Source organism: Streptomyces sp. MMCC 100, assembly GCF_041538145.2.
GTDB lineage: Bacteria > Actinomycetota > Actinomycetes > Streptomycetales > Streptomycetaceae > Streptomyces.
The window spans coordinates 4,772,595-4,796,464 of the sequence record NZ_JBGORK020000001.1; the positions used below are offsets into that span (position 1 = coordinate 4,772,595).

Annotated in this window: 22 protein-coding genes and 1 riboswitch; of the genes, 1 reads left to right on the forward strand and 21 read right to left on the reverse strand. The window is 71.2% G+C overall.

Annotation, left to right across the window (positions count from 1 at the left end):
- Window positions 1–37: 37 nt before the first annotated feature.
- Entirely contained in the window at window positions 38–991 is a 954-nt protein-coding gene (locus ABS735_RS22270) for a M23 family metallopeptidase (RefSeq protein ID WP_373900827.1), read from the reverse strand.
- Window positions 992–993: 2 nt separating this feature from the next.
- Window positions 994–1,153, reverse strand: a riboswitch (cyclic di-AMP (ydaO/yuaA leader).
- Window positions 1,154–1,577: 424 nt separating this feature from the next.
- On the opposite strand from ABS735_RS22270, the gene ABS735_RS22275 reads away from it, so the two are divergent.
- Window positions 1,578–2,375, forward strand: coding sequence for a tyrosine-protein phosphatase (locus ABS735_RS22275; protein WP_373900826.1), 798 nt, complete (start codon window positions 1,578–1,580; stop codon window positions 2,373–2,375).
- Between the two features lie 21 nt (window positions 2,376–2,396).
- Here ABS735_RS22275 and ABS735_RS22280 read toward each other — a convergent pair whose 3' ends face one another.
- The 20 genes from ABS735_RS22280 to ABS735_RS22375 all read right to left on the reverse strand — a co-directional run bounded on the left by ABS735_RS22280 (window position 2,397) and on the right by ABS735_RS22375 (window position 23,554).
- On the reverse strand, window positions 2,397–2,516 hold the full coding sequence (locus ABS735_RS22280) for a DUF6126 family protein (RefSeq protein WP_007389118.1): 120 nt from the start codon (window positions 2,514–2,516) through the stop codon (window positions 2,397–2,399).
- A complete protein-coding gene (locus tag ABS735_RS22285; RefSeq protein WP_373900825.1) occupies window positions 2,513–3,127 on the reverse strand; it encodes a helix-turn-helix domain-containing protein in 615 nt (204 codons plus the stop codon). The genes ABS735_RS22280 and ABS735_RS22285 overlap by 4 nt, the downstream gene beginning before the upstream one ends.
- A 64-nt stretch (window positions 3,128–3,191) precedes the next feature.
- Entirely contained in the window at window positions 3,192–4,577 is a 1,386-nt protein-coding gene (locus ABS735_RS22290) for an aspartate aminotransferase family protein (protein WP_373900824.1), read from the reverse strand.
- Entirely contained in the window at window positions 4,578–6,530 is a 1,953-nt protein-coding gene (gene dxs, locus ABS735_RS22295; protein ID WP_373900823.1) for a 1-deoxy-D-xylulose-5-phosphate synthase, read from the reverse strand. It lies immediately after the preceding gene.
- Window positions 6,531–6,558: 28 nt separating this feature from the next.
- Window positions 6,559–7,713 (reverse strand): flavodoxin-dependent (E)-4-hydroxy-3-methylbut-2-enyl-diphosphate synthase, encoded by a 1,155-nt coding sequence (gene ispG / locus ABS735_RS22300; protein WP_373900822.1) that lies wholly within the window; start codon window positions 7,711–7,713, stop codon window positions 6,559–6,561.
- A gap of 4 nt (window positions 7,714–7,717) precedes the next feature.
- Window positions 7,718–8,740 carry an adenosyl-hopene transferase HpnH gene (gene hpnH, locus ABS735_RS22305; RefSeq protein WP_153176840.1) on the reverse strand — a complete coding sequence of 341 codons (1,023 nt, stop codon included), beginning with the start codon at window positions 8,738–8,740 and terminating at the stop codon, window positions 7,718–7,720.
- Between the two features lie 6 nt (window positions 8,741–8,746).
- A complete protein-coding gene (locus ABS735_RS22310) occupies window positions 8,747–9,388 on the reverse strand; it encodes a phosphorylase family protein (RefSeq protein ID WP_373900821.1) in 642 nt (213 codons plus the stop codon).
- Window positions 9,388–11,427, reverse strand: a complete 2,040-nt coding sequence (shc, locus tag ABS735_RS22315) for a squalene--hopene cyclase (protein WP_373900820.1) — start codon at window positions 11,425–11,427, stop codon at window positions 9,388–9,390. Before shc ends, ABS735_RS22310 begins: the two co-directional genes overlap by 1 nt.
- 116 nt (window positions 11,428–11,543) lie before the next feature.
- Window positions 11,544–12,608 (reverse strand): polyprenyl synthetase family protein, encoded by a 1,065-nt coding sequence (locus tag ABS735_RS22320; protein ID WP_373901274.1) that lies wholly within the window; start codon window positions 12,606–12,608, stop codon window positions 11,544–11,546.
- Window positions 12,609–12,676: 68 nt separating this feature from the next.
- Window positions 12,677–14,113 (reverse strand): hydroxysqualene dehydroxylase HpnE, encoded by a 1,437-nt coding sequence (hpnE, locus tag ABS735_RS22325; protein WP_373900819.1) that lies wholly within the window; start codon window positions 14,111–14,113, stop codon window positions 12,677–12,679.
- Window positions 14,110–14,268: a DUF6380 family protein gene (locus ABS735_RS22330; RefSeq protein WP_373900818.1), complete on the reverse strand. Its 159-nt coding sequence runs from the start codon at window positions 14,266–14,268 to the stop codon at window positions 14,110–14,112. Before ABS735_RS22330 ends, hpnE begins: the two co-directional genes overlap by 4 nt.
- Window positions 14,268–15,218, reverse strand: a complete 951-nt coding sequence (hpnD, locus tag ABS735_RS22335) for a presqualene diphosphate synthase HpnD (protein WP_373900817.1) — start codon at window positions 15,216–15,218, stop codon at window positions 14,268–14,270. The genes ABS735_RS22330 and hpnD overlap by 1 nt, the downstream gene beginning before the upstream one ends.
- Window positions 15,215–16,135 carry a squalene synthase HpnC gene (hpnC, locus tag ABS735_RS22340; protein ID WP_373900816.1) on the reverse strand — a complete coding sequence of 307 codons (921 nt, stop codon included), beginning with the start codon at window positions 16,133–16,135 and terminating at the stop codon, window positions 15,215–15,217. The genes hpnD and hpnC overlap by 4 nt, the downstream gene beginning before the upstream one ends.
- Window positions 16,136–16,494: 359 nt before the next feature.
- Window positions 16,495–17,283: an ABC transporter ATP-binding protein gene (locus tag ABS735_RS22345; RefSeq protein ID WP_373900815.1), complete on the reverse strand. Its 789-nt coding sequence runs from the start codon at window positions 17,281–17,283 to the stop codon at window positions 16,495–16,497.
- Window positions 17,276–18,205: an ABC transporter permease gene (locus ABS735_RS22350; RefSeq protein WP_373900814.1), complete on the reverse strand. Its 930-nt coding sequence runs from the start codon at window positions 18,203–18,205 to the stop codon at window positions 17,276–17,278. The genes ABS735_RS22345 and ABS735_RS22350 overlap by 8 nt, the downstream gene beginning before the upstream one ends.
- Before the next feature lie 95 nt (window positions 18,206–18,300).
- Window positions 18,301–19,173 carry a glycosyltransferase family 2 protein gene (locus ABS735_RS22355; protein ID WP_373900813.1) on the reverse strand — a complete coding sequence of 291 codons (873 nt, stop codon included), beginning with the start codon at window positions 19,171–19,173 and terminating at the stop codon, window positions 18,301–18,303.
- 8 nt (window positions 19,174–19,181) lie between these two features.
- Window positions 19,182–19,961: a CDP-alcohol phosphatidyltransferase family protein gene (locus ABS735_RS22360; RefSeq protein ID WP_373900812.1), complete on the reverse strand. Its 780-nt coding sequence runs from the start codon at window positions 19,959–19,961 to the stop codon at window positions 19,182–19,184.
- Window positions 19,939–21,000 (reverse strand): iron-containing alcohol dehydrogenase family protein, encoded by a 1,062-nt coding sequence (locus ABS735_RS22365; protein WP_373900811.1) that lies wholly within the window; start codon window positions 20,998–21,000, stop codon window positions 19,939–19,941. The genes ABS735_RS22360 and ABS735_RS22365 overlap by 23 nt, the downstream gene beginning before the upstream one ends.
- Window positions 20,988–21,740, reverse strand: a complete 753-nt coding sequence (locus tag ABS735_RS22370) for a phosphocholine cytidylyltransferase family protein (protein ID WP_373900810.1) — start codon at window positions 21,738–21,740, stop codon at window positions 20,988–20,990. Before ABS735_RS22370 ends, ABS735_RS22365 begins: the two co-directional genes overlap by 13 nt.
- Complete coding sequence (locus ABS735_RS22375; protein ID WP_373900809.1) at window positions 21,737–23,554, reverse strand: DUF5941 domain-containing protein; 1,818 nt, start codon at window positions 23,552–23,554, stop codon at window positions 21,737–21,739. The genes ABS735_RS22370 and ABS735_RS22375 overlap by 4 nt, the downstream gene beginning before the upstream one ends.
- Between the last annotated feature and the right edge of the window lie 316 nt (window positions 23,555–23,870).

The window sequence follows — 23,870 nt, forward strand, 5'->3', positions numbered from 1 at the left end:
CGGCCTTCGGGGCGCGGAGGCTGCGCGGAACCGGTCGTCAGACGGAGACGCCGTGCGAGCGCAGGAACGCGAGCGGGTCGATGTCCGAGCCGTAGTCCGGCGTGGTGCGGATCTCGAAGTGCAGGTGCGGGCCGGTCACGTTGCCGGTGGCGCCCGAAAGGCCGACCTGCTGACCCGCCGTCACCGACTGACCGGCGGAGACGGAGAGCGAGGAGAGGTGGGCGTACTGGGCGTAGTGGCCGTCGGCGAGCTTGATGACGACCTGGTTGCCGTACGCGCCGCCCCAGCCGGCCGAGACGACGGTGCCCGCGCCGACGGCCTTCAGCGAGGTGCCGGTCGGGACGACGAAGTCGGTGCCGGTGTGGTAGCCGCTGGACCACATGCTGCCGGACTGGTGGTACGGGGTACCGACGGTGCCGCCCGCGACGGGGGAGGTGTAACCGCTGGTGGTGCCCGCGGACTGGGTGTCGGTGTTCGAGGACTCCGAAGAGCCGGAAGCGTCCGAGGAGGAGGTCTTCGCGGCGTCCGCCGACTTCTGGGCCGGCTTCTCGGCGGCGGGCTTCTCGGCGGGCTTCTGCGACTGCGCGGCGGACGGCGCCGACGACTTGGCGGCCTGAGTGCCGATCGAGAGCTCGAGGCCGGGGTGGATCAGCGACGGGTCGGAACCGACGGCCTCGCGGTTGTCCGCGTAGAGCTTCTTCCAGCCGCCGTCGACGTTCTGCTCGTCGGCGATCTTCGAAAGGTAGTCACCGCTCTTCACGGTGTACGTCCGGGAGTCCGAGTTCTTCTCGGCGCTGCTCGCGGCGGCCTTCTTGGCCGACGTCGGAATGGACTGCACGGCCTGCTCGGAAACGGAGTGCGCGGGGGCGGCGTTGGCGGAGGCGGCGCCCATCAGCGGGAGTGCGAGCGCGGCGCCACCGGTTCCGGCGACGGCGATGGTGCGGGTCAGGCGCATGGCCCTGGTACGGCGGTGCTTACCCTTCGCGGGCATGGCGAATTCCTCTCCGGCGCCTGCGAGGTGAGCTGTCGGGTGCGGGCTGGAGATGCCCGGCCGCGCCGAGACGCGGCTTTACCCCAAGCCGTTCCGGGAACCGGAACAGGCAGTTCTACCTGTGGGTCCCCCGCTCCTGCCGTGTACGGGTGGTGGATGAGTGCGGGCTCCGGTCGGCGGCAGGATTAGGCGTCCGTCCGGATCGGTGGTGAACGTAAGGGACCAAGACGCACACGGACAAGCGAGGGGTTCCCGCGGCAGGCGTTTCGATTGATCCTTTATGGGAAAACCGGTAACCCTGCGTCGATTTCCGTCGCACCGTTTTCCGTGAATGCCCTTGAGAACCAGCTGAATTACGTGAACATGACGGGCAACGCTCGGTCACGGATATGACGCTGCTCACGCACCCCTTGCCCACCCTCCGCCATTTCAGGGCTAGTTACCACTAAGGCGCCAATTCGGACAGAAGACCTTTACCGGTCCACAATGCCCCTCTCGGAACGGCTTTCACCCACCGGTCATGCCGTATCGTCGAGTGGTGCCCGCCGGCGAGCAGCGGCGGCGGGGCGGAGTGGGAGGAGCCCCCGTGACGCAGCAGGTCCCGTCGACCGAACCCGAGCTGACCGGTGTGCGCAACTTCCGGGACGTGGGCGGACTGCCGACCGTGGACGGTCGGCGGGTGCGACAGGGGGTGCTGTTCCGCAGCGGCCACCTGGCGCACGCCACCGGGGAGGACGCCGCGTTCCTGGCCTCACTGGGCCTGCACACGATCTTCGACTTCCGCAACGCGGCCGACCAGAAGCTCGACGGCCCGGACGTCGAGCTGCCGGGCGTGCGCAACGTGAACCTGCCGCTGAGCGATCCGGCCGACGGCGCCGAGTTCTGGAAGATGGTCCGTGACGGAGACCTCGACCAGCTGCGCGAGATCCTCGCCGACGGCAAGGCCGCCAACCGGATGATCGACTCCTACCGCATGATCGTCACCGAGCGCACGGCGGAGCACTCCCGGATCCTGCACGCGCTCGCCGAGGACAGCGTCCCCGCGCTGATGCACTGTGCGGCCGGCAAGGACCGCGCGGGTCTGTCGATCGCCGTCACCCTGCTCGCTCTGGGCGTCGAGCGCGAGGCCGTCGTCGAGGACTACCTGAAGTCGAACGCCGCGCACCGGCGCTACAAGGTGCGCCGCAGCGGCTCCGCGGCCTCGGCCTACTCCCCCGAGGTCATGGAGCTGCTCAGCCCCCTGTTCGACGCGCGCGCCGAGTACCTGGCGGCGGCCTTCGGGACGATCGAGGAGACGTGGGGCGGCGTCGACGCCTACCTGGAGAAGGGGCTGCGGCTCGCTCCCGAGACCCGGGAGCGGCTGCGCGAGCGGATGGTGGACTGAGCCGCCCGCTCGCGGACGGCACTACTTGGCGCCCACCTCGAACAGCAGGTAGAGGAAGCCGCCGAAGACGTGACCCAGGGCGATGTAGATGACCAGTCGCACCCACAGGGCGCGCGGGAACTTGTCCTCGATGGCACTCATGGCGTCTCTCCAGGGGTCGGCCCGAGGCACAGCGCGGCCGTCGGGCTCTGCAGCAGGGTGTGGACGAAGAGCAGCTCAGTCCCGTCGGGGTCCTGTGCCGCGATCCGGTGCGGGGTCATGGAGTCGAAGTGGGCACTGTCCCCCGCGGTGAGCCGGTGCTCGGTGTCCCCGAGGCGCAGCCGCAGCCGGCCCCTGAGGACGTGCAGCCACTCCTCTCCGGGGTGCACCCGCACGACGTCGCCCTGGGAGCCGTACGGTACCTGGACGCGCAGGGCCTGCATGCCGCGGCCCGGCGCGCCCGCCTGCCAGTACGTCCAGCCGCCCGCGGTGGTGGGTTCCATGTCGGCACCACGCACGACGGCGTCCCGGTCGGCGGCCGTCTCACCGAGCAGCTCGGCGACGGTCGTACCGTAGATACGGGCGAGGGCCAGCAGCATCGGGAGTGAGGGCTGGCGCTGCCCGGTCTCCAGGCGGGAGAGGTGGGCGGGCGACAGCCCTGCGGCACGGGCCGCGGCCTCGAGGGTGAGGGCGGCCCGCCGCCGCAGCTCACGCAGCTGGGGCGCGACGGCGGCGACCGTCCCCTCGGCGGGGCCGGTCTCGGAGGAGCTCATGCCTCCATTCAGCCCGAACCTTGCCCGTCAGGCAAATTCCTTGCCTCCCAGGCAAAAGGCCCGCTCAGCGATTGGCCACCGCCTGCTTGACCAGGGTCTTTCCGAAGTCCCACATCAGGCCACCCCCATTGTGCGCGTCCTCCATCACCTCCGTGAAGGCGTCGACGAACCGGTCGGCGTCGTCGGTGTCGATGATCAGCGGCGGGATCAGCTTGATCACCTCCAGGTGGTCGCCGGACACCTGGGTCAGGATCCGGTGCCGTTGCAGCAGCGGCACGACCACCATCTGCGCGAACAGTCCCTTCCGCGCGGCCTGCAGCATCGTCCAGCGGCTGCGCAGCTTCAGGGACTTGGGCCGGCCGAACTCGATGCCGATCATCAGGCCGCGGCCCCGGACGTCGGCGAGCAGCTCGTAGCGGTCCACCAGCTCTCCCAGCCGGGACTTCAGCCGCTCCCCCACCGCGGCGGCGTTCGCCACGATCTCCTCGTTCTCCATCACCGACAGCACGGCGAGCCCGGCGGCCATGGCCTGTGCGTTGGACCCGAAGCTCGCCGAGTGGACCTGCACGCGGTCCATCGAGGAGTACACCTTCTGGAAGATCCAGTCCTTGCCCAGGGTGGCCCCCACCGGCACGTAGCCGCCGGACAGCGCCTTGGCGACGCAGACCAGGTCGGGTTCGACGCCGTCGTCGTGCTGGTAGGCGTAGAACTTGCCGGTACGGCCGAGGCCCGTCTGCACCTCGTCGGCGATCAGCAGCGCCTTGTGCCGGTGCAGCAGCTCCTGCGCGGCGAGCAGGTAGCCGGGCGGGGCCTCGTGCACGCCCTTGCCCTGGACCGGCTCCACGATCAGCGCGGCCACGTCACCCTTCCTCAGCTCCCGCGCCAGGGCGTCCAGGTCGCCGAGCGGGACGGCGGTGTCGGGCAGCAGTGGGGCGAAGCCCTTGCGGAACCCGTCCTCGCCGTTGACGGAGAGGGAGCCGGCGGTCAGTCCGTGGAAGGCGTGCGAGCAGTACAGGATCCGCTGTCTGCCGGTCGCGTAGCGGGCGAACTTCAAGGCGGTCTCGACGGCCTCGGTGCCGCTGTTGCCGAAGAAGACGCGGTCCAGGTGGGGGCTGTAGGAGAGCAGCCTCTCCGCCAGCAGGCCGGGCAGCGGCGGGCAGTCGAAGCGGGTCAGGTCGGCGAGCGACGCGTCGAGGACGTCGTGCAGTGCCTTGCGGACGACGGGGTGGTGGCGGCCCAGGCCCATGACCGCGAACCCGGCGAGCATGTCCAGGTAGTCGTTGCCGTCCGCGTCCCAGAAGTGCGCGCCCTCGGCCCGCTCGTAGACCTTGTCGAAGCCGATGGTGTGCAGCATGCGCGGCAGCTGGTGGTTGAGGTGCTTGGCGTGCAGCTCGTACCGCTCGGCTCCGCGCTCGGCCAAGAGCGCGGCGAGGTCGAACTCCTTGGTCATTCAGTTCTCTCCTTGCGCTGGCATGACGATCCGTCCGTCGCCGGACTGTTCCACTGCCGGTTCCCCTGCCTGTGTGTCGGCCGGTTCGGCGAGGGCCAGGCTCGCGCTGATCCGGCCGGCGACGTCGACCGGGGTGAGACCGATGTCCGCGAGCACCTCGGCGCGCTTGGCGTGCGCGAGGAACTGCTCGGGGATGCCGAAGCGGCGCACGGGGACGTCGACCTCGGCGTCGCCGAGTGCCAGGGCCACCGCGGAACCGACCCCGGCGGCGCGGCTGTTGTCCTCGACCACGGCCACCAGCCGGTGCCGGGCCGCGAGGGGCGCGAGCGCCGGGTCCACGGGCTTGACCCAGCGCGGGTCGACGACGGTGCAGCCGATACCGCGGGCCTCCAGCAGCTCGGCGGCCCCGAGGCAGACGGGCGCCATCACGCCCACGGCCACGAGCAGGACCTCGGGCCGGTCCGCGGCGTGCAGGACGTCCAGGCCGCCGATCCTGTCGACGGCGGGCACGGCCGGCCCGACGGACTCCTTCGGGAAGCGCAGCAGTGTCGGCGCGTCGTCCACGGCGACCGCCTCGCGCAGCTGGGCGCGCAGCTGGTCGGCGTCGCGCGGCGCGGCGATGCGCAGCCCGGGGACGACCTGGAGGACGGACATGTCCCACATGCCGTTGTGCGAGGCCCCGTCGACACCGGTGACGCCGGCCCGGTCCAGGACGAAGGTGACGCCGCAGCGGTGCAGCGCCACGTCCATCAGGAGCTGGTCGAAGGCACGGTTGAGGAAGGTGGCGTACACGGCGACGACCGGGTGCAGTCCGCCGGTGGCGAGGCCGGCGGCGGACACGGCGGCGTGCTGCTCGGCGATGCCGACGTCCCAGACCCGGTCGGGGAAGCGCGCGGCGAAGGGCGCCAGGCCGACCGGGTGCAGCATGGCCGCGGTGATCGCCACCACGTCCTCGCGCTCCTCGCCGATCCGGACGATCTCCTCACCGAACACCGAGGTCCAGGACGGCCCGCCCGACGGGCTCAGCGGCTCGCAGGTGAGCGGGTCCATCACGCCGACGGTGTGGAAGTGGTCCTCCTCGTCGCGCAGGGCGGGTTCGTAGCCGCGGCCCTTCTCGGTGAGGCAGTGCACCAGCACCGGGCCGTGGAAGCGTTTGGCGCGGCGCAGCGCCGACTCGACGGCGCCGATGTCGTGCCCGTCGATCGGGCCGAGGTATTTCAGTCCCAGGTCCTCGAAGAGCCCTTGCGGGGCGAAGGCGTCCTTGAAGCCCTTCTTGGCGCCGTGCAGGGCCTCGTAGACGGTGTTGCCCACCACGGGCGTGCGCTGGAGCACGTCCTTGCCCCAGGCCAGGGCCCGCTCGTAGCTGTCGGTGGTGCGCAGGGTCGCGAGGTGGTTGGCGAGGCCGCCGATGGTCGGGGCGTACGAGCGTTCGTTGTCGTTGACGACGATGATGAGCGGCCGGTCCCTCGCCGCCGCGATGTTGTTCAGCGCCTCCCAGGCCATGCCGCCGGTGAGCGCGCCGTCACCGATGACGGCGACGACGTGGCTCCGCTCGCCCTGCACCTGACGGGCCTTGGCGAGTCCGTCGGCCCAGCCGAGGACCGTGGAGGCGTGACTGTTCTCGATGACGTCGTGCTCGGACTCCTCGCGCGAGGGGTAGCCGGACAGGCCTCCCTTGCTCCGCAGCTTCGAGAAGTCCTGACGTCCGGTCAGGAGTTTGTGCACGTAGCTCTGGTGGCCGGTGTCCCACAGGATGCGGTCGTCCGGCGACTCGAAGACCCGGTGCAGGGCGACGGTGAGTTCCACCACGCCCAGGTTGGGTCCGAGGTGACCGCCGGTGCGGGCGACCGCGTGCACCAGGAAGTCACGTATCTCGTCGGACAGTTCACCGAGTTCCGCCTCGGACAGTGCCTTCAGGTCGCGTGGTCCCCGGATGCTCTCCAGAATCGTCACGCTCGGGCCCCCTTCGGTCCGTGGTGTGTCAGCTCACGGTGACGGCCGGCTCCCCCGACGCGCCGTCCTTCTCCATCTGTTCGGCGATCCTCATCGCCTCCTCGATGAGGGTCTCCACGATCTTCGACTCGGGGACGGTCTTGACGACCTCGCCCTTGACGAAGATCTGCCCCTTGCCGTTGCCGGAGGCGACCCCGAGGTCCGCCTCACGGGCCTCGCCGGGGCCGTTGACGACGCAGCCCATGACGGCCACGCGCAGCGGCACCTCCATGCCCTCCAGACCTGCGGTGACCTCCTCGGCCAGCTTGTAGACGTCGACCTGGGCGCGGCCGCAGGACGGGCAGGAGACGATCTCCAGCCGGCGTTCCCTGAGCCCCAGCGACTGGAGGATCTGGATGCCGACCTTGATCTCCTCGACCGGCGGAGCGCTGAGCGACACCCGGATGGTGTCGCCGATGCCCTGGGAGAGCAGCGCGCCGAAGGCGACCGCCGACTTGATCGTGCCCTGGAACGCGGGCCCCGCCTCCGTCACCCCCAGGTGCAGCGGATAGTCGCACTGGGCGGCGAGCTGTCGGTAGGCCTCGACCATGACGACCGGGTCGTTGTGCTTGACCGAGATCTTGATGTCGCGGAAGTCGTGCTCCTCGAAGAGGGACGCCTCCCAGAGGGCGGACTCGGCCAGGGCCTCGGGGGTCGCCCTGCCGTACTTCTGGAGCAGGCGCCGGTCCAGCGAGCCCGCGTTCACGCCAATGCGGATGGGCGTGCCGTGGTCCTTCGCCGCCTTGGCGATCTCCTTGACCTTGTCGTCGAACTGCTTGATGTTGCCCGGGTTCACCCGGACCGCCGCACAGCCCGCCTCGATCGCGGCGAAGACGTACTTGGGCTGGAAGTGGATGTCCGCGATCACCGGGATCTGCGACTTCTTCGCGATGACCGGCAGGGCGTCGGCGTCGTCCTGGGTGGGGCAGGCCACCCGCACGATCTGACAGCCCGACGCCGTCAGCTCGGCGATCTGCTGGAGGGTGGCACCGATGTCGGACGTACGGGTCGTGGTCATCGACTGCACCGACACCGGGGCCCCGCCCCCGACCGCCACCGGCCCGACGTGGATCCGCCGCGACACGCGCCGCTCGGCGATCGGCCGGACCGGTACCTCGGGGAGCCCCAAGGGAATGGCGGTCATGACGTCACTCCCGGTTCGAGGAGACGGTCTCGCGCATGGCGCGCAGGGACTCCTTGAGCGAGCCCATGGTGGCCAGGACGGCGGTGGGCTCGTAGCCGCAGTGCGCCATGCAGTTGTCGCAGCGCGGGTCCTTGCCGCGGCCGTACTTGTCCCAGTCGGTGTCCTCGATCAGCTCCCGGTACGTCGGGACGTATCCGTCGCTCATCAGGTAGCAGGGGCGCTGCCAGCCGAAGAGGGAGTAGTTCGGGATCGCCCAGGCGGTGCACGGGAAGTCGACCTTGCCCTCGAGGAAGTCGAGGAACAGCGGGGAGTGGTTGAGCCGCCAGCGGGCCCGGTTGCCGCCCGCGAAGGCCTTCTTGAACAGCTCGCGGGTCTGCTCCACGCCCAGGAAGTGCTCCTGGTCGGGCGCCTTCTCGTAGGCGTAGGCGGGCGAGATCATCATCTCGTCGACCTTGAGGTCGTCGTTGAGGTAGTTGAGCACCTCGACGATGGTCTGCGGGGTGTCGGTGTTGAAGAAGGTCGAGTTGGTGGTGACCCGGAAGCCGCGCCGCTTGGCCTCCTTGATGGCCTCGACTGCCTCGTCGAACACGCCCTCCTTCGCCACGGACTCGTCGTGCCGCTCACGCAGCCCGTCGATGTGCACCGCGAAGGCGAAGTACGGCGAGGGCTTGAACTTGTCCATCTTCTTGCGCATGAGCATGGCGTTGGTGCAGAGGAAGACGTACTTCCGCTTGGCCACCAGCTGCCGCACGATCTCGTCGATCTGCGGATGCATCAGGGGCTCGCCGCCGGCGATGGAGACCATCGGCGCGCCCGATTCCAGCACCGCTCCCACGGCCTGCGCGACCGGCATGCGCTGCTTGAGCACACCTGCGGGGTGCTGGATCTTGCCGCACCCCTCGCACGCGAGGTTGCAGGCGAAGAGCGGCTCCAGCTCCACGATGAGCGGGAACTTGTCCCGTCGGCGAATCTTCTGTTCGGCCAGGTATGTAGCGACCTTGATGGACTGGCGCAGCGGCATGGCCATCTGGGCTCACCTCCGGGGGAGCAACAAAGAACGGTGCCATTCGAAAAATGCGGGCAGAACGGATCGAAGAACACGGAAGGCCGATATTCCACCGCGCACGGTGCCGATCCGGACGAGTTCGTGTTCTGGAGCGTCCACGACCACTCGGACGGCCGCAACCGGGCGCGGGCCCGTGCGGACGGCGCTCAGGAGCGTGGCCGCGGACTCCATGTCCACGGCGATCGCGCCGGTCGCGAGCAGGTCGGCGCGTTCGGGGCCGCGGACGACGTGGTCCGAGCCGGTCAGCGGCCCGGTGTGGACGGTGCGCCCCGGGACGGCTCGTACGAGTTCCTTGACGAGCCGGTCGGTCGCGGCGCAGGTGACGGTGGAGCGTGGGTCCCGGGTCTCCTCGGCGACGACCAGGTCGCCGGGGTGCATGCCGGGGGCGAGTCCCGCGCAGAAGCCGGTGGCGAGCACGGCGGCGGACTCGAGCGCCGGGTCGGCGAGGACCCGGGCGACCGAGCGCTCCGCCGCCTTCGGGCCCATGCCGGTGCGCAGGACGGTGACCGGCCCGCCGGCGCCACCGCGGTCGCCGGTGCGCAGGGCGAGGTGCTCGATGCCGAGCGCGCAGGCGATCAGCAGCGGGGACGGGCCGGTCTGCGGGGTCATCAGCTGCCCTTCACCTCGGCTGCGGCGGGCTCGGCGGGGGCCTGCACGGTGCGGGACTTCTTGGCGAAGGGCTCCCCGTGGACGTACCGGCCGAGCGCGGTGAGCGGGAAGACCTGGCGGTAGAGGTTGTAGTTGATGGAGAAGTCCCACGGGAAGCCGGTACCCGTGAAGTAGGGCTCGTCCCAGGAGCCGTCCTCCCGCTGGGTGGCCGCCAGCCACTCGACGCCGCGCTCCACGGCCTGGGACTCCCGCTCCCCCGCTGCCAGCAGGGCCATCAGCGCCCAGCCGGTCTGCGAGGCGGTCGAGGCGCCCCGGCCGCTCCACTCCCGGACGTACCGGTAGGAGCGCAGGTCCTCGCCCCAGCCGCCGTCCTCGTTCTGGACGGACTGCAGCCAGCGCACCGCCCGGCGGATGGCCGGGTGCGAGGTGGGCAGCCCGGCGGCGGTCAGGGCGGGGATCACGGACCCGGTGCCGTAGACGTAGTTGACGCCCCAGCGGCCGAACCAGGAACCGTCCGCCTCCTGCGCGTCCAGCAGCCACTGGATGCCGCGGCGGGTGCGCGGGTCGTGGGCGAGGCCCTCGACGGCGAGCATCTCGACGACGTGCGCGGTGACGTCCGCCGAGGGCGGGTCGATGACCTCGCCGAAGTCGCAGAACGGCAGCCGGTTGGGGAAGGCGCTGGTGTTGTCGACGTCGAAGGCGCCCCAGGCGCCGTTCTTCGACTGCATGCCGAGGTTCCAGCGCACCCCGCGGCCGATCGCCTTCTCCACCCGCTCCGGGTCGTGGTGTTTGACCCGGCGCAGGGCGAGGACGACCTCGGCGGTGTCGTCGATGTCGGGGTAGTTGTCGTTGTGGAACTCGAACGCCCAGCCGCCGGGCGGGAGTCCGGGGCGCTTGACCGACCAGTCGCCGGGGCGCACGATCTGTTCGCCGAGCATCCAGTCCGAGGCCTTCACCAGCTGCGGATGGTCCTCGGGTACGCCCGCGTCGGCCAGCGCGATGGTGGCCAGGCAGGTGTCCCACACCGGGGACTGGCAGGCCTCGATCATCCGGGCCCCGTCCTCGCGCCATACGGCGAAACGGTCCAGTGACTCCAGGCCCGCCCGCATCACGGGGTGTTCGAGGTCGTAACCGAGCAGGTAGAGCGCGATGACCGAGTAGACGGCCGGGGGTTGGATGCCGCCCCAGCATCCGTCGTTCTCCTGGCGCTCGATGATCCAGCGGGCGGCGCTGTTCATCGCCGCCCGCCGCAGCCGGCGCGGGGCCACCTTGCGGTAGGCGTGCAGGGCCTTGTCGATGCGCTGGAAGGCGCCGTCCCAGCTGGCCGCCGGGGCGAGGGGACGCGGTGGGTTGGGGCGGGCCGGGTCGGTGTGCAGTTCGTCCAGCGGGAAGGGCGCGGGACGCACCGGACGCTTCGCGGAGACGATGGTGAGCGGCACGATGGTCTGCCGGGCCCAGCAGCCGAAGTCGTAGATGTTGAGCGGGACCCAGGTGGGGAAGTAGATGAGCTCCGGCGGGAGTTCGGGCAGGTCGTCCCACTTCCACCAGCCGAACAGGGCCAGCCAGATCCGGGTGAAGACGCGGGCGGAGGCGATTCCGCCGCGGGAGCGGATCCACTCCGAGGCCCGCGCCATGTGCGGCGCGTCGGGTGAGTCGCCGGCCAGGCGGAGGGCGACGTAGGCCTCGATGGTGGTGGACAGTTCGCCTGGGCCGCCGTAGAAGGTGGCCCAGGTGCCGTCCTCGCGCTGCTCGCCGCGGATGAACAGGGCGGCGGCGCGGGTGGTCTCCTCGTCCTGGATGCCGAGGAACTGACGCAGGAGCAGGTCCTCGGCGTCCATCGTGACGTTCGTCTCGAGGTCGCCCTTCCACCAGCCCTGGGCGTCCTGCTTGGAGAGCAGGAAGTCGGTGGCGCGCCGGGTGGCGCGTGCGGCGGCTTCGGGTACCCCGGCCGCCGCGGCGGGGATCGTGCTGTCGGTGTCGCTGGCCGAGGCTGCCAGGGGCCGCAGGGAGGCCCCGGTTCCGTCGGTCGTCGCTGTCATGGCTTCCCCTTCGTGCAGTGTGCATGTGGTGCGTCTGCTGGGTCCGCCGTCGGCCGGTGCTCGTGTCTCCACGACACCGGCCGGCGACTACGCGAGGGCTATTCGACCGATAATGATCATCTCTTTCGTACGACGACGAAGTCCGCGAGGGCCGTGAACCGGTCCCGCACCCGGTCGGGCATGTCGACGGCGTCGAGGGCTTCGATGGCGATGGTGTGCTGGCGGCGCGCCTCGTCGGCGGTCCACTCCCGCCCGCCCGCTTCCTCGATGAGGGCGGCGCGGGCCGCGAACTCCTCCTCGGAGAAGTTCGCGAAGTCACTGGCCTTGGCGTCGGCGGTGAGGATCTCGCCGAGCCGCTCGGAGGCGGGCCCGCCGGCCGCGAGGGCGGCGACGACCGGCAGCGACTTCTTGCGCTGGCGCAGGTCGCTCCAGGTCTGCTTGCCGGTGGCGTCCGGGTCGCCCCAGATGCCGAGCAGGTCGTCCACGGCCTGGAAGGCCAGGCCCAGGTGGTAGCCGTACTTCTCGAGGGTGTCGGCGGTGTGCTCGTCGGCCCCGCCGAGCACCGCGCCGATGGAGCTGGCGGAGGCGAGCAGGGCGCCGGTCTTGTTGCCCTCCATCTCCAGGCACTCCTCGACGCTGACGCGGTCGCGGTGCTCGTAGGAGATGTCCTGGGCCTGACCGTCGATCAGGGAGCGGCTGGCCTTGGTCAGCCGGCGGGTGGCGCGGCCGGCCTCGACGGTGCCCAGTTCGAGCAGCACCTCGTTGGCGAGGGCGAACAGGGCGTCGCCGACCAGGATGGCCTGGGCGGGGCCGTGCACCTTCCAGACGGTGTCGCGGTGGCGGCGCTGTTCGTCGCCGTCCATCAGGTCGTCGTGCAGGAGGGAGAAGTTGTGCACCAGTTCCACGGCCACCGCGCCCGGTACGCCGACCTCGGGCGCGGCGCCGGTGACCTCGGCGGAGAGCACGGCGAGCGCGGGGCGTACGGCCTTGCCGCCGTCGCCGTCCGCGGGGTTGCCCTGGGCGTCGATCCAGCCGAAGTGGTAGGAGGCGACGGTGTCCATGGGAGGGGCCAGGCGGTCGACCGCCGCCCGCAGGACCGGCGTGGCCAGGGTCCGGCCGCGCTCCAGAAGCGCGGTCACGTCCACCGTGGTCCGTCGATCGGCCTTCGGGGCCGGGGGCACAGTGGGCACAGTCTTTCCTCCAGTTGCGGTGCCGGGAGTGCGGGAGTCGGTCCCGCGTGGATCGGCTTTCACGCCGCCTCCTCGAAGAAATCGGGAAGGAGGCCGCGGGACCGGCCCAGGGCGCCGAGCGCGGCGGCCGCCGCCCCGACACCGCTGCGAACCGCACTCTCCATGGTCGCGGGCCACCCGGTGGCGGTCCACGCTCCGGCCAGGTAGAGGCCGGGTGCCTTGGTCCGGGCGCCGGGCCTGAGGCGGCCGACGCCGGGGGCGGGGGCGAACGTCGCGGTGCGCTCCCTGGTCACGAAGAAGTCCTTCACCTCGGCACCCCGGGTGCGCGGCAGCAGCCGCTCCAGTTCGGGCAGGTACCGCTCGCGCAGCGCGGCCACGGGCTCGTCGATCTCGTTCTGCGCCGTCGACTGGGACAGCGCCAGGTACTGACCCTCCTTCAGTCCGGAGGCCTCGGTGCGGTCGAACACCCACTGCACGGGGGTGCCGAGGGCCGTGAGGAACGGCGTGGCGAGCACCTTGCGGTCGTAGATCACGTGGATGTTGAGGATCGGCGCGGTGCCGATCCGCAGAAGATTTTCCGGGGCGTCGAGCGCGCCGTGGGGCAGGAGGTCGTGGGCCTCGCGCTGGGGTACGGCGAGGACGACGGCGTCCGCTTCGAGCGTCTCGCCGGGAACCTGAACGCTCCAGCCGCCGTTCTCGTTTACAGAGACGGAGGTGACGCGTGTACGGACCTCGGTACGGACGCCCGCGGAGTCGAGCGCCTTGCGGGCCAGCCGGTCGTGCAGTTCGCCCAGCGGGACGCGGGCCCACCCGATGTCGGCCGCTCCGGGGTCGGACAGCAGACCCGTCTTGAACACCATCGCGGCGAGCCCCAGGGAGGCGTCGCCCGCGACCGCGTTGAGGGTGGCGACCCCGACCAGGTCCCACAGGGCCTCGACGGCACGCGCCGACTGACCGTGCGCGGTCAGCCAGCTGCCGAAGTCCTGGGTGTCCAGGGTCGGATCGGCGAGGTCGAGACCCTTGAGCGCGAGCGCGGCACGCCCCACCGAGGCGCGTTCGGCGAGGGAGAGGTGCGGGTAGGCCGCCAGGCTGCGCCCCAGGTGCAGGGGTACGGGCAGGGCGTCGCGCCGCAGTCTGCCGAGCCGGTTGCCCTCGGCCCTGGCCAGGTCGACCACGGGCACGTCGAGACGTTCCTGCACCGGTGCGAGCGCCGCTCCGCCGATCCGGTCGAGGAACCACCGGTAGGCGGTGCAGCAGCGCAGGTACACGTGCTGGCCGTTGTCGACGGTGAGGTCGCCGCGCCGGAAGGAGAAGGCGAGTCCGCCCAGTCGGGGGCGCCCTTCGAGCAGGGTGACGCGCACGCCGGCGTCCGCGAGCGCCAGCGCGGTGGTGACCCCCGCGAGTCCGCCGCCGACCACGACGGCATGCCCGCCGGGGCCGAGGGCCGAGACGTCCGCGAGCATTCGGCCCTCGCGCGTGCCCTTGCCCTGCGTCATGGTGCGCCCTTCCCTGTCCGGCCGCCGTGGTGTTTGAACGGCGTACGGCTGACCGTCTCAGTCAGGGACGCCGACCGCCACCGGAGGGTTGCCCCCTGCTGTCCGCCGGTCGTTTTGTACGGGTCCTGGGAGTCGAGTGTGCCCGGTGTGTCCATCAGGCGCGCCTCCTGACGGCCCGCCGGGTGACGTGCCGGGCGTCGAGGCCGGACAGGCCGCGCACGGCGACGTACGCCTTCTCGCGTCCGGGCAGGGAGACCCGGCCGCGCAGCACGGCCTCCGGGTCGCGCTCGATGCGGTCGAGGAGGCGGCGGTAGATGCCGGCCATGGCGGCCACGCAGGCGCCGCTGCGCCGGTCGAGCATGGGCAGCAGCCGGTAGCCCTCGGCGAAAAGGGCGCGGGCCCGACGCACTTCGAAGTGCACGAGGCCCGCGAAGTCGGAGCCCTCGGGTGGTGTCGGCCCGTTGAACCCGGCCGAGCAGCCGAACTTGGCGAGGTCGTCGGCGGGCAGGTAGGTGCGCCCGCCCTCGGCGTCCTCCCGGACGTCGCGCAGGATGTTGGTGAGCTGTAGCGCGAGGCCGAGCGTGTCGGCGTACTCGGGCGCGCGTTCCGCGCCGCGCGCCCCCGGTTCGGTGCCGAACACGCCGAGCGAGAGGCGTCCGATGGCGCCCGCCACGCAGCGGCAGTAGACCTTCAGGTCGTCCCAGGTCTCGTACGTCTCGCCGCGCAGGTCCATCTGGACGCCGTCGATCAGCTCGTCGAGGCCGCCCAGCGGGATCGGGAACTGCCGGGCGGCGTGGGCGAGGGCGACGGCGACCGGGTCGGTGTCGTCCTCGTCGACCGCGCCGTCGTGGATCCGGGCGAGCACGGCCCGGGTCTCCTCCAGCCGGGCGGCCTTGACGTCGTCGGCCAGCACGCCGTCGCCGATGTCGTCGACCCGGCGCGAGAACGCGTACAGCGCGGACATCGCCCGCCGCTTGGGCGTGGGCAGCAGCCGGATGCCGTAGGCGAAGTTGCGTGCCTGCTGACCGGTGACGGCCTCGCAGTAGCTGTAGGCGGCGAGCACCGGTGCCGGCATGTTCGCTGACGACTCCACGGACCCGATCACCCCTCTCCTCGCAGGACCACGCCCGCCTCGCGCAGCAAGTGGACCTTGCCTGACTTGGGCGGGCCGGGAAGTACGTCGTGATCCGCCGCGGCGATCGCGCGCAGCGCCGCCCTTCCACCCGCCACGAAGCCCGCGAGGAGCAGTCGCAGCCTGCCGTGGACGCTACCCACCAGGGGGGCTCCTTCATTCAGCAGGTCGCGGGCGCGAGCGGCCTCGTACGCGATCAGGGCGCGCACGGAGGCGTTGGCGGTGGGCGCGGCGAGGTCCGTCTCCTGGACGTGGAAACGTTTCATGTCCTCGGCGGGCAGGTAGATCCGGTCCCGGCCGAGGTCCTCGGCGACGTCCTGGAGGTGCTCGACGATCTGGAGGGCGGTGCAGATCTCGTCGGAGCGGCGGATCCGTTCGGGGGTCGAGGTGCCGGTGACGGCGAGGACGAGCCGGCCGACCGGGTTGGCGGACAGCTCGCAGTAGGCGAGGAGGTCGTCGTAGGTCTCGTACCGTGCGACCAGCTGGTCCTGGCGGTTGGCGGCGATCAGGCCGAGGAAGGGCTCGGGGGTCAGCGCGCGGCGGCGGACGGTGGGCACCAGACGGAGCAGCAGCGGGTGGCGGGGCGGCCCGTCGGAACCGTCGGCGCCTTCGAATACACGGCGCAGGTCCTCCTCGAAGGCGTCGAGCATCAGCAGCCGGTCGTCGGCGCGGTCCTCGGGGACGCCGAGGAGGCGGGCGTCCGCACCGCCGGGGGCGAGGTCGCCGTCGCCGATGTCGTCGACGAGGCGGGCGAAGCCGTACACGGCCATGAGGTCGGTGCGCCAGGCGCGGGGCAGGAAGAAGGGGGCGACGGGGAAGTTCTCGTCCGCGGCCTTGGCCAGGGTGCCGCGCTCCGGGTCGACGGCCTGCGCCGTGTCGGTGGCCGTCATCGCGGGCTGCCCTGGGCGGGGACGGCGCACGCTTCGCGGAGCTGGGGAGTTTCCGTAGCCATTGCCGTCACATCTCCCGTTCTACACTGCCGATCCAATACACACTATTTCGGACACGCCGCCCTGCCACCCGCGCGGCAGGCCCGCTCGAGGGTGTCGGGCATTATCGCCCCATGTGCCGCGTTTCAGGACCGGTACAGCTTACGTTGTACAACTCACGGGCGTCCGTCGGGGGGCACGGCGCATCACAACAACACACCGATTGGCTTCAAGATTCCTGAGAACGCCAGGAGTTGACGTTTCCTTTGCAGACGCGGGGCCTCGCCGGAACAGTTCCGGCGAGGCCCTGGCGTGTCGGGCTACTTGCCCGTGAACTTCTCGTACTCCTTGAGCACCTCGTCGGTCGGGCCGTCCATGCGCAGCTCGCCGCGCTCCAGCCACAGGACCCGGTTGCAGGTGTCGCGGATGGACTTGTTGTTGTGGCTGACCAGGAAGACGGTGCCGGCCTCCTTCTTCAGCTCCCGGATCCGCTCCTCGGAACGGGTCTGGAACTTGCGGTCACCGGTGGCCAGCGCCTCGTCGATCATCAGGACGTCGTGGTCCTTGGCGGCGGCGATGGAGAAGCGCAGCCGGGCGGCCATGCCGGAGGAGTAGGTGCGCATCGGCAGGGTGATGAAGTCGCCCTTCTCGTTGATGCCGGAGAAGTCGACGATGTCCTGGTAGCGCTCCTTGATCTGCTCGCGGGTCATGCCCATGGCCAGGCCGCCGAGGATGACGTTCCGCTCGCCGGTCAGGTCGTTCATCAGGGCCGCGTTCACACCGAGCAGGGAGGGCTGGCCGTCGGTGTAGACCTTGCCGCGCTCGGCGGGCAGCAGGCCGGCGATGGCCCGCAGCAGTGTCGACTTGCCGGAGCCGTTGGACCCGATCAGGCCGATGGCCTCGCCCCGGTAGGCGGTGAAGGAGACGCCGCGCACGGCATGCACCTTGCGCACGCCCCGCGCCGCGTCGTCGGAGCCTCGCTTGATCATGCGGCTCAGGGCGGCGGTGGCGCTGCCCTTCCCGGTCTTGGCGCCGTTGACGCGGTAGACGATGTGGAGCTCGTCCGCGATGACGGTCGGAACCCGCTTGTCCTGCTGCTGCTCAGCCACGGCCGTACCTCTCCTCCGCCTTCCAGAAGTACACGAAGCCGCCGACGGCGAGGACCACGGCCCAGCCCAGCGCGACCGCCCACACGTGCGGCGGCAGGTTCTCGGAGCCGTACCCGTCGATCAGCGCGAAGCGGATCAGGTCCATGTAGAGGGCGGTCGGGTTCCACTGGAGCACGTCGGCGAGCCAGGCCGGCTTGTCCTCCAGCATGATCGGGATGGAGAACATGACGCCCGACGCGTACATCCAGGTCCGCATGATGAACGGCATCAGCTGGGCCAGGTCCGGCGTCTTGGCCCCCATGCGGGCCACGACGAGCGCCAGCCCCACGTTGAACAGGAACTGCAGGACGAGCGCCGGCAGCACCAGCAGCCAGGACAGCGAGGGGTAGCTGCCGAAGCCGATGACCACGGCGAACATGACGATCATCGAGGCCAGCAGCTGCTGGAGCTGCTGGAGCGCGAACGAGATGGGCAGTGAGGCGCGCGGGAAGTGCAGCGCCCGCACCAGTCCGAGGTTGCCGGAGATGGCGCGCACGCCCGCCATCGCGGAGGACTGGGTGAAGGTGAAGACGAACACACCCGTCACCAGGAACGGGATGTACACGTCCTTGGGCATGCCGCGGCCCGCGTTGAGGATCAGACCGAAGATCGCGAAGTAGACGAGCGCGTTCAGCAGCGGGGTGGCCACCTGCCACAGCTGGCCGAGCTTGGCCTGGCTGTACTGGGCGGTCAGCTTCGCCTGGGAGAAGGCGAGGATGAAGTGCCGCCGTCCCCAGAGCTGGCGGACGTACTCCATGAGGGAAGGCCGGGCACCGCTCACGGACAGCCCGTACTTGGCGGCGAGCCGGGCCGGTGTGAGGCCCTCGTCGGGCGACACGGGCTTGGTCATGGCGACCGTGCCGTCGTGCGTTGTCTCACTCACTGGTGGATACTTTCGTCTTCGAAATGCTCGGCCGCGCGGGCCTGCATGGACCTGGTGGCCCCGGTCGGGGCCGGAACGCTCTCGGTACGAGCTTGTCAGATCACCGGGGGGCGGCCCAGCCGGGTCAGGCGCCACACCGTACGCCACCGCATGGGTCGGCGCGGACCGCACGGGGTGGTCCAGCCCTCGCGGAAGCCGCCGAACCAGGCCTTCAGGGCAGGTCGCGACGGGCGGCGCAGCAGGGTGAGCGCCATCCAGACGCCGAGGTAGACGGGGACCAGGAGCGCGGGGAGGTTGCGGCGGGCGAGCCAGACGCGGTTGCGGGCGACCATGCGGTGGTAGACCGCGTGCCGGGACGGCGCGGTCGTGGGGTGGTTGAGCACCATGTCGGCCCGGTAGTCGATCATCCAGCCCGCGTCCAGGGCCCGCCAGGCCAGGTCGGTCTCCTCGTGGGCGTAGAAGAACGCGTCCGGCAGCCCGCCGACCTGGGTGAGGACGCGGGTGCGCACCGCGTTGGCGCCGCCGAGGAAGGTGGTGACCCGGGAGGAGCGCATCGGGTCGGAGGCGCGCAGCCGCGGGACGTGCCGGCGCTGGGTCTCGCCGGTGTCCGGGTCGGCGATGCGGAAGCTGATGATGCCCAGCTCGTCGTCGGCCGCGAACGCCTCGCGGCACAGCTCGGCGGTGTCGGTGCGGGCGAGCAGGCCGTCGTCGTCGAGGAAGAGCAGCACGTCGACGTCGCTGCCGCCGGGGCCGAACGCCTCGATGCCGACGTTGCGGCCGCCGGGGATGCCGAGGTTCTCGGGCAGCTCGACGGTGCGCACACCGTCCGGCACCTCGGGGACGGGCGAGCCGTTACCGACCACGACCACCTCGACCGGGTCGCCGTCCTGCTTGGCGACCGAGTCGAGCAGGGCGCGCAGTTCCTCGGGGCGGTTGCCCATCGTGATGACGACGGCACCGACCTTCATGGCCCCGCTCACTTCAACCTGCTGGAGGCGAGGATGGACACCAGGTGCAGCAGGGTCTGCAGTACCGCGATGCCGGCGAGTACGGCGGTGCCGAGCCGGGTGAAGAACAGGTCGCCCCGGCTCTCGTCGACGATCGCGAGGACCAGGATCAGCAGGGACGCCTCGATGCCGAGGATCAGCCGGTGGAACTTGAGCGCCCCGGCGGCCCGGCGGGCCAGCGCCATGCCGGAGGAGCGGATCTCGGAGGCCGCCTCCTTGACCGGGGGCATCCCGTTCTGGTGCCGGGCGACGCCCACCAGGTCGGTCTCGGCCTTGATCAGGATCGCGCCGAGCGCGGCCAGGGTGCCGAGGAAGGCCCACAGCCAGTCGATGCGTCCGGTGCCCCAGATGTCGGCGGCGCGCAGGCCGAGGCCGACCAGGACCGCGGCGTCGGTCAGGTAGGCACCGACCCGGTCCAGGTAGACGCCGCCGAGCGAGTACTGCTTGCGCCAGCGGGCGATCTCGCCGTCGACGCAGTCGAGGAGCAGGTACAGCTGGACCGCGACCACACCGAGCACGGCGCCCCAGACGCCCGGCACGAGCAGCGCGGGGGCCGCGAGCACGCCGCAGACGGTCATCAGGTACGTGAGCTGGTTGGGCGTGACCCTGGTGTTCACCAGGTAGCGGTCGATCCGCAGCGAGACCTCGCGCATGTAGAGGCGTCCCGCCCAGTGCTCACCGCTGCGCCGGTCCTTGACCCCCGCGGGATGGACGACCGGGCGTAGTTCAGCTACCGATGGCCTTGACATAGTCGGCGTACAGGTCCTTGATCTGGTCGGTTTTGAGGTCGAGGTGCTCGAGGATCGTGTAGCGGCCGGGCCGCGTCTGGGGGGCGAACTCCACGGCCCGGAAGAACTCCTCGGGCGTGAACCCGATCTCCTCGGGCAGCACCGGCAGCCCGTGCCGCCGCAGGACCCCGGCCATGTGGGCGGACTCCTCGTGGGCTCCGCGCAGGTACATCGCGAAGGCCGCGCCCAGGCCGCACTGCTCGCCGTGGGCGGCCGCGCGGGTGGGGAAGAGCAGGTCGAAGGCGTGGTTGATCTCGTGGCAGGCGCCGGATGCGGGCCGCGAGTCGCCGGAGACCGACATGGCGATACCGGTGAGGACCAGTGCCTCGGCCAGCACCTGGAGGAAGTCGTTGTCGCCGATGCCACCGGGGTGCCGCAGCACGGCCTCGCCGGCCTGGCGGGCCATCGCGGCGGCCAGGCCGTCGATCTTCTCGCCCTTGATGCGGTTGGCCAGCTCCCAGTCCGCGATCGCGGAGACGTTGGAGACGGCGTCGCCGATGCCGGCGCGCACGAAGCGGGCCGGGGCGGCGCGGACGACGTCCAGGTCGATGACGACGGCGATCGGGTTCGGCACACCGTAGGAGCCGCGGCCCGCGTCGTTGTCGAGGGTGGCCACCGGCGAGCACAGGCCGTCGTGCGCGAGGTTCGTCGGTACGGCGACCAGCGGGAGGCCGATGCGCGCCGCCGCGAACTTGGCACAGTCGATGATCTTGCCGCCGCCGAGGCCGACGACCGCGTCGTAGTGGCCGGCCTTCATGGCGCCGGCCAGCTTGATCGCGTCGTCCAGCGTGCCGCCGCCGACCTCGAACCAGTCGGCGCCGGGCAGGGACGGGGCGACGCGCTCGCGCAGCCGGGCGCCGGAGCCGCCGCTGACGGCGACGGCGAGCTTGCCCGAGTGGGAGATGCGCTCGTCGGCGAGCACACACCCCAGGTCGTCGAGGGCACCCGCGCGGATGTCCACGACGACCGGCGACGGGATGAGCCTCGTCAGTACTGGCACGCGATCTCCCTGCCCTTGGCGAGGTCGTCGTGGTTGTCGATCTCGACCCACTTGACTTCGCCGATCGGCGCCACGTCGACCTTGAAGCCGCGGTTGACCAGCTCCTGGTAGCCGTCCTCGTAGTACAGCTGCGGGTCGCGCTCGAAGGTGGTCTTCAGCGCGTCGGCCAGGTCGGCGGCGGCCTCGCCCTCGATGAGGGTGACGCCGATGTACTCGCCGGTCGCCTCGGCCGGGTCCATCAGCTTGGTGATGCGCTGGACACCCTTGTCGGGGTCGACGACGACCTTCATCTCCTCCTCGGCGAGGTTCTTCACCGTGTCGAGGGCGAGGATGATCTTCTTGCCGTCGCCGCGGGCGGCGAGCAGGGTCTTCTCGACGGAGACCGGGTGCACGGTGTCGCCGTTGGCGAGGATCACGCCGTCCTTGAGGGCGTCACGGCCGCACCACAGGGAGTAGGCGTTGTTCCACTCCTCGGCCTTGTCGTTGTCGATGAGGGTGAGCTTGACGCCGTACTTCTGCTCCAGCTCCGCCTGGCGGTCGTACACGGCCTCCTTGCGGTAGCCGACGATGATCCCGACCTCGGTCAGGCCGACCTCGGCGAAGTTCGCCAGGGTCAGGTCCAGCACCGTGATGCTGTCCTCCGCCCCCTCGGGGCCGACCGGCACGAGCGCCTTGGGCAGGGTGTCGGTGTAGGGACGCAGACGCCGGCCGGCGCCGGCCGCCAGCACGAGGCCGATCATGCGGGTTCTCCTTCGTCGTGTACGGCGGGTGCGCCGACCTTGTGGGCGGCGACCCAGAAGCGGATGCTCTCGACGAGCACCACGAGTGCCACGGCCACGGCGAGGACCGTGAGCGCGACCTTGAACTGTGTGGCGGTGAGTAGCACGGCCAGCACGCAGGTCACCAGCGTTCGGCCCTCGTGCCCCCCGATCGTCCGCACCAGCCACTGCGGCGGCGCGCCCGCGTCGCCGCGGATGCGGTAGACCGTGTCGTAGTGATGGTAGGCGACCGCGGCCACCAGCCCGAAAGCCGCCGGAAGGGCCCCGTTCACGTCGGCTTTCGCCGCCAGCACCAGGACGGTGAGGTATTCGGCGGCCCGGAAGAACGGCGGGACCAGCCAGTCGAGGGCGCCCTTGAGGGGGCGGGCGACGGCGAGGGCGGAGGTCAGTACGTAGACGATCGCGGCGAGGAGCGGCCAGGGCCCGCCGAAGTCGGTGAGAGCGGCGGTCGCGACGACGGCCGCGCCGCCGAGGAGGGCGACGGCCGGGGCGGTGAAGCCGGGCAGCCGGCGGGCGGTGCTCCGCAGGCCCTTGGCGGCGGCTTCGGCGAGCGGTCCCGAGTCGGCGAGGTCGGCCAGCGCCTTCGCCGCCCGGTCGGTGCGGGTGGCCCTGCGGGTCAGCGAGCGCAGCACGCGGCCCGCCGTGGTGTACGTCGCGGCGAACGCGCAGCCGATCAGCAGCGCGTACAAGGTGATCCGGGGCGTGGTGAGCGCGGTGAGGACGGCGATCATGGCCCAGCGTTCGCCGATGGGCAGCACGATCATGCGGCGCACCCAGACCGTCCAGCCGACGCTGTCGAGCTTGTCGGAGAGGGCGGCGGTGGGGCTGGTGTTGGCGGCGGCGTCGTGATTGGCCTCGTTGAAGGAGAAGTCCACGACGTGCCGGCAGGTCTGGAGGACCATCGCGCCGAGGGCGAGGGCCCATACGTCGTCCCCGCCGCGGGCGGCGCCGAGGGCGAGGCCCGCGTAGTAGGCGTACTCCTTGGCGCGGTCGAAGGTGGCGTCCAGCCAGGCGCCGAGCGTGGAGTACTGCAGGGAGTACCGGGCGAGCTGCCCGTCGGTGCAGTCGAGGACGAAAGAGGCGATGAGCAGGACGCCGGCGGCGACGAAGCCGCCGCGGGTGCCGGTGGCCGCGCAGCCCGCCGCTATGAGCGCCGTGATCAGCGAGGCGGTGGTGACCTGGTTGGGGGTCAGGCCGCGGCGCGCGCACCAGCGGGCGATGTGGCGGGAGTAGGGGCTGATGAAGAAGGTGGTGACGAAGCCGTCGCGGGCCTTGACCGCCGACTTCAGGCGTACGGCCTCGTCGTCGACGGCGGCGACGGCCTGCCGTGCCTCGTTGCGGGCCTGCGGGTCGGCGGGGACGGCGGCGACGAGGCTGCCCAGTTCGGGGCGGTGCACGTCGGCGCCGTCGGCGTCGAGGGCGGCGGTGATCCGGTCGGCGAGGCTGTCCACGGCCACGGCGGTGCCGCCGCCCGCGGAGTTCTCGCGGGCCATCGCGCGGGTCAGCGCCTGGCGGGCGGCGGGCTGGGCGGTCACGGCACCCGGGATCGCGGCGAGCGGGAAGCGGGGGTCGGTGAGGCCGAGGCGCAGGGCGTGCGGGTGGCCCACGAAGCGGGCGTCGACCACGGCGACCCGCTCCTCGCCCGGGGCCCGGGCCAGGAGGGTCTCGGTGTCGGCGGCGCCGGAGGCGAGGTGCACGTCGAAGCCCAGGGACCGCAGCTCGCTCTCGATCGACGAACCGGGGACCGGCTGACCGGTGAGGATGGCGGTCGGCAACCGAACTCACTCCCTGGTGCCGGCGCCTGGACGCCGGGCCTGTGCATGGTGGAGCGCCCGTGCCTGGGGCACCCGGGCGGCATGTCGGCAGAGGTTATCGGATGCCGGGAACGCCGTGTTCACCGCCCGTTTCACGGTCGGTCGACGCCACGTGCACCCGCCTTCGCCGCGATCATCATCGTGGATCCGGGGCCCGCCTCACAAACCGCGCCCCCAGACCGGGCATCGCGGACATCGCACAGTGTCGGCGGTTGTTCGCACAGGGTCAGAGCGGCCCTCGGCGGGCCCTGTCCTCATCCGGCGGACGGAGTGCTTC

Bases quoted from the DNA above. Each gene is read 5' to 3' on its own strand.
- ABS735_RS22270 (WP_373900827.1), bottom strand. From the start codon at position 991: ATGCCCGCGAAGGGTAAGCACCGCCGTACCAGGGCCATGCGCCTGACC.
- hpnH (WP_153176840.1), bottom strand. From the start codon at position 8,740: ATGGCCATGCCGCTGCGCCAGTCCATCAAGGTCGCTACATACCTGGCC.
- ispG (WP_373900822.1), bottom strand. From the start codon at position 7,713: ATGACCGCCATTCCCTTGGGGCTCCCCGAGGTACCGGTCCGGCCGATC.
- hpnC (WP_373900816.1), bottom strand. From the start codon at position 16,135: ATGACGGCCACCGACACGGCGCAGGCCGTCGACCCGGAGCGCGGCACC.
- ABS735_RS22355 (WP_373900813.1), bottom strand. From the start codon at position 19,173: ATGAAGGTCGGTGCCGTCGTCATCACGATGGGCAACCGCCCCGAGGAA.
- ABS735_RS22360 (WP_373900812.1), bottom strand. From the start codon at position 19,961: ATGTCAAGGCCATCGGTAGCTGAACTACGCCCGGTCGTCCATCCCGCG.
- shc (WP_373900820.1), bottom strand. From the start codon at position 11,427: ATGACAGCGACGACCGACGGAACCGGGGCCTCCCTGCGGCCCCTGGCA.
- ABS735_RS22285 (WP_373900825.1), bottom strand. From the start codon at position 3,127: ATGAGCTCCTCCGAGACCGGCCCCGCCGAGGGGACGGTCGCCGCCGTC.
- ABS735_RS22290 (WP_373900824.1), bottom strand. From the start codon at position 4,577: ATGACCAAGGAGTTCGACCTCGCCGCGCTCTTGGCCGAGCGCGGAGCC.
- ABS735_RS22280 (WP_007389118.1), bottom strand. From the start codon at position 2,516: ATGAGTGCCATCGAGGACAAGTTCCCGCGCGCCCTGTGGGTGCGACTG.
- ABS735_RS22310 (WP_373900821.1), bottom strand. From the start codon at position 9,388: ATGACCCCGCAGACCGGCCCGTCCCCGCTGCTGATCGCCTGCGCGCTC.
- ABS735_RS22370 (WP_373900810.1), bottom strand. From the start codon at position 21,740: ATGATCGGCCTCGTGCTGGCGGCCGGCGCCGGCCGGCGTCTGCGTCCC.
- ABS735_RS22330 (WP_373900818.1), bottom strand. From the start codon at position 14,268: ATGGACACACCGGGCACACTCGACTCCCAGGACCCGTACAAAACGACC.
- hpnE (WP_373900819.1), bottom strand. From the start codon at position 14,113: ATGACGCAGGGCAAGGGCACGCGCGAGGGCCGAATGCTCGCGGACGTC.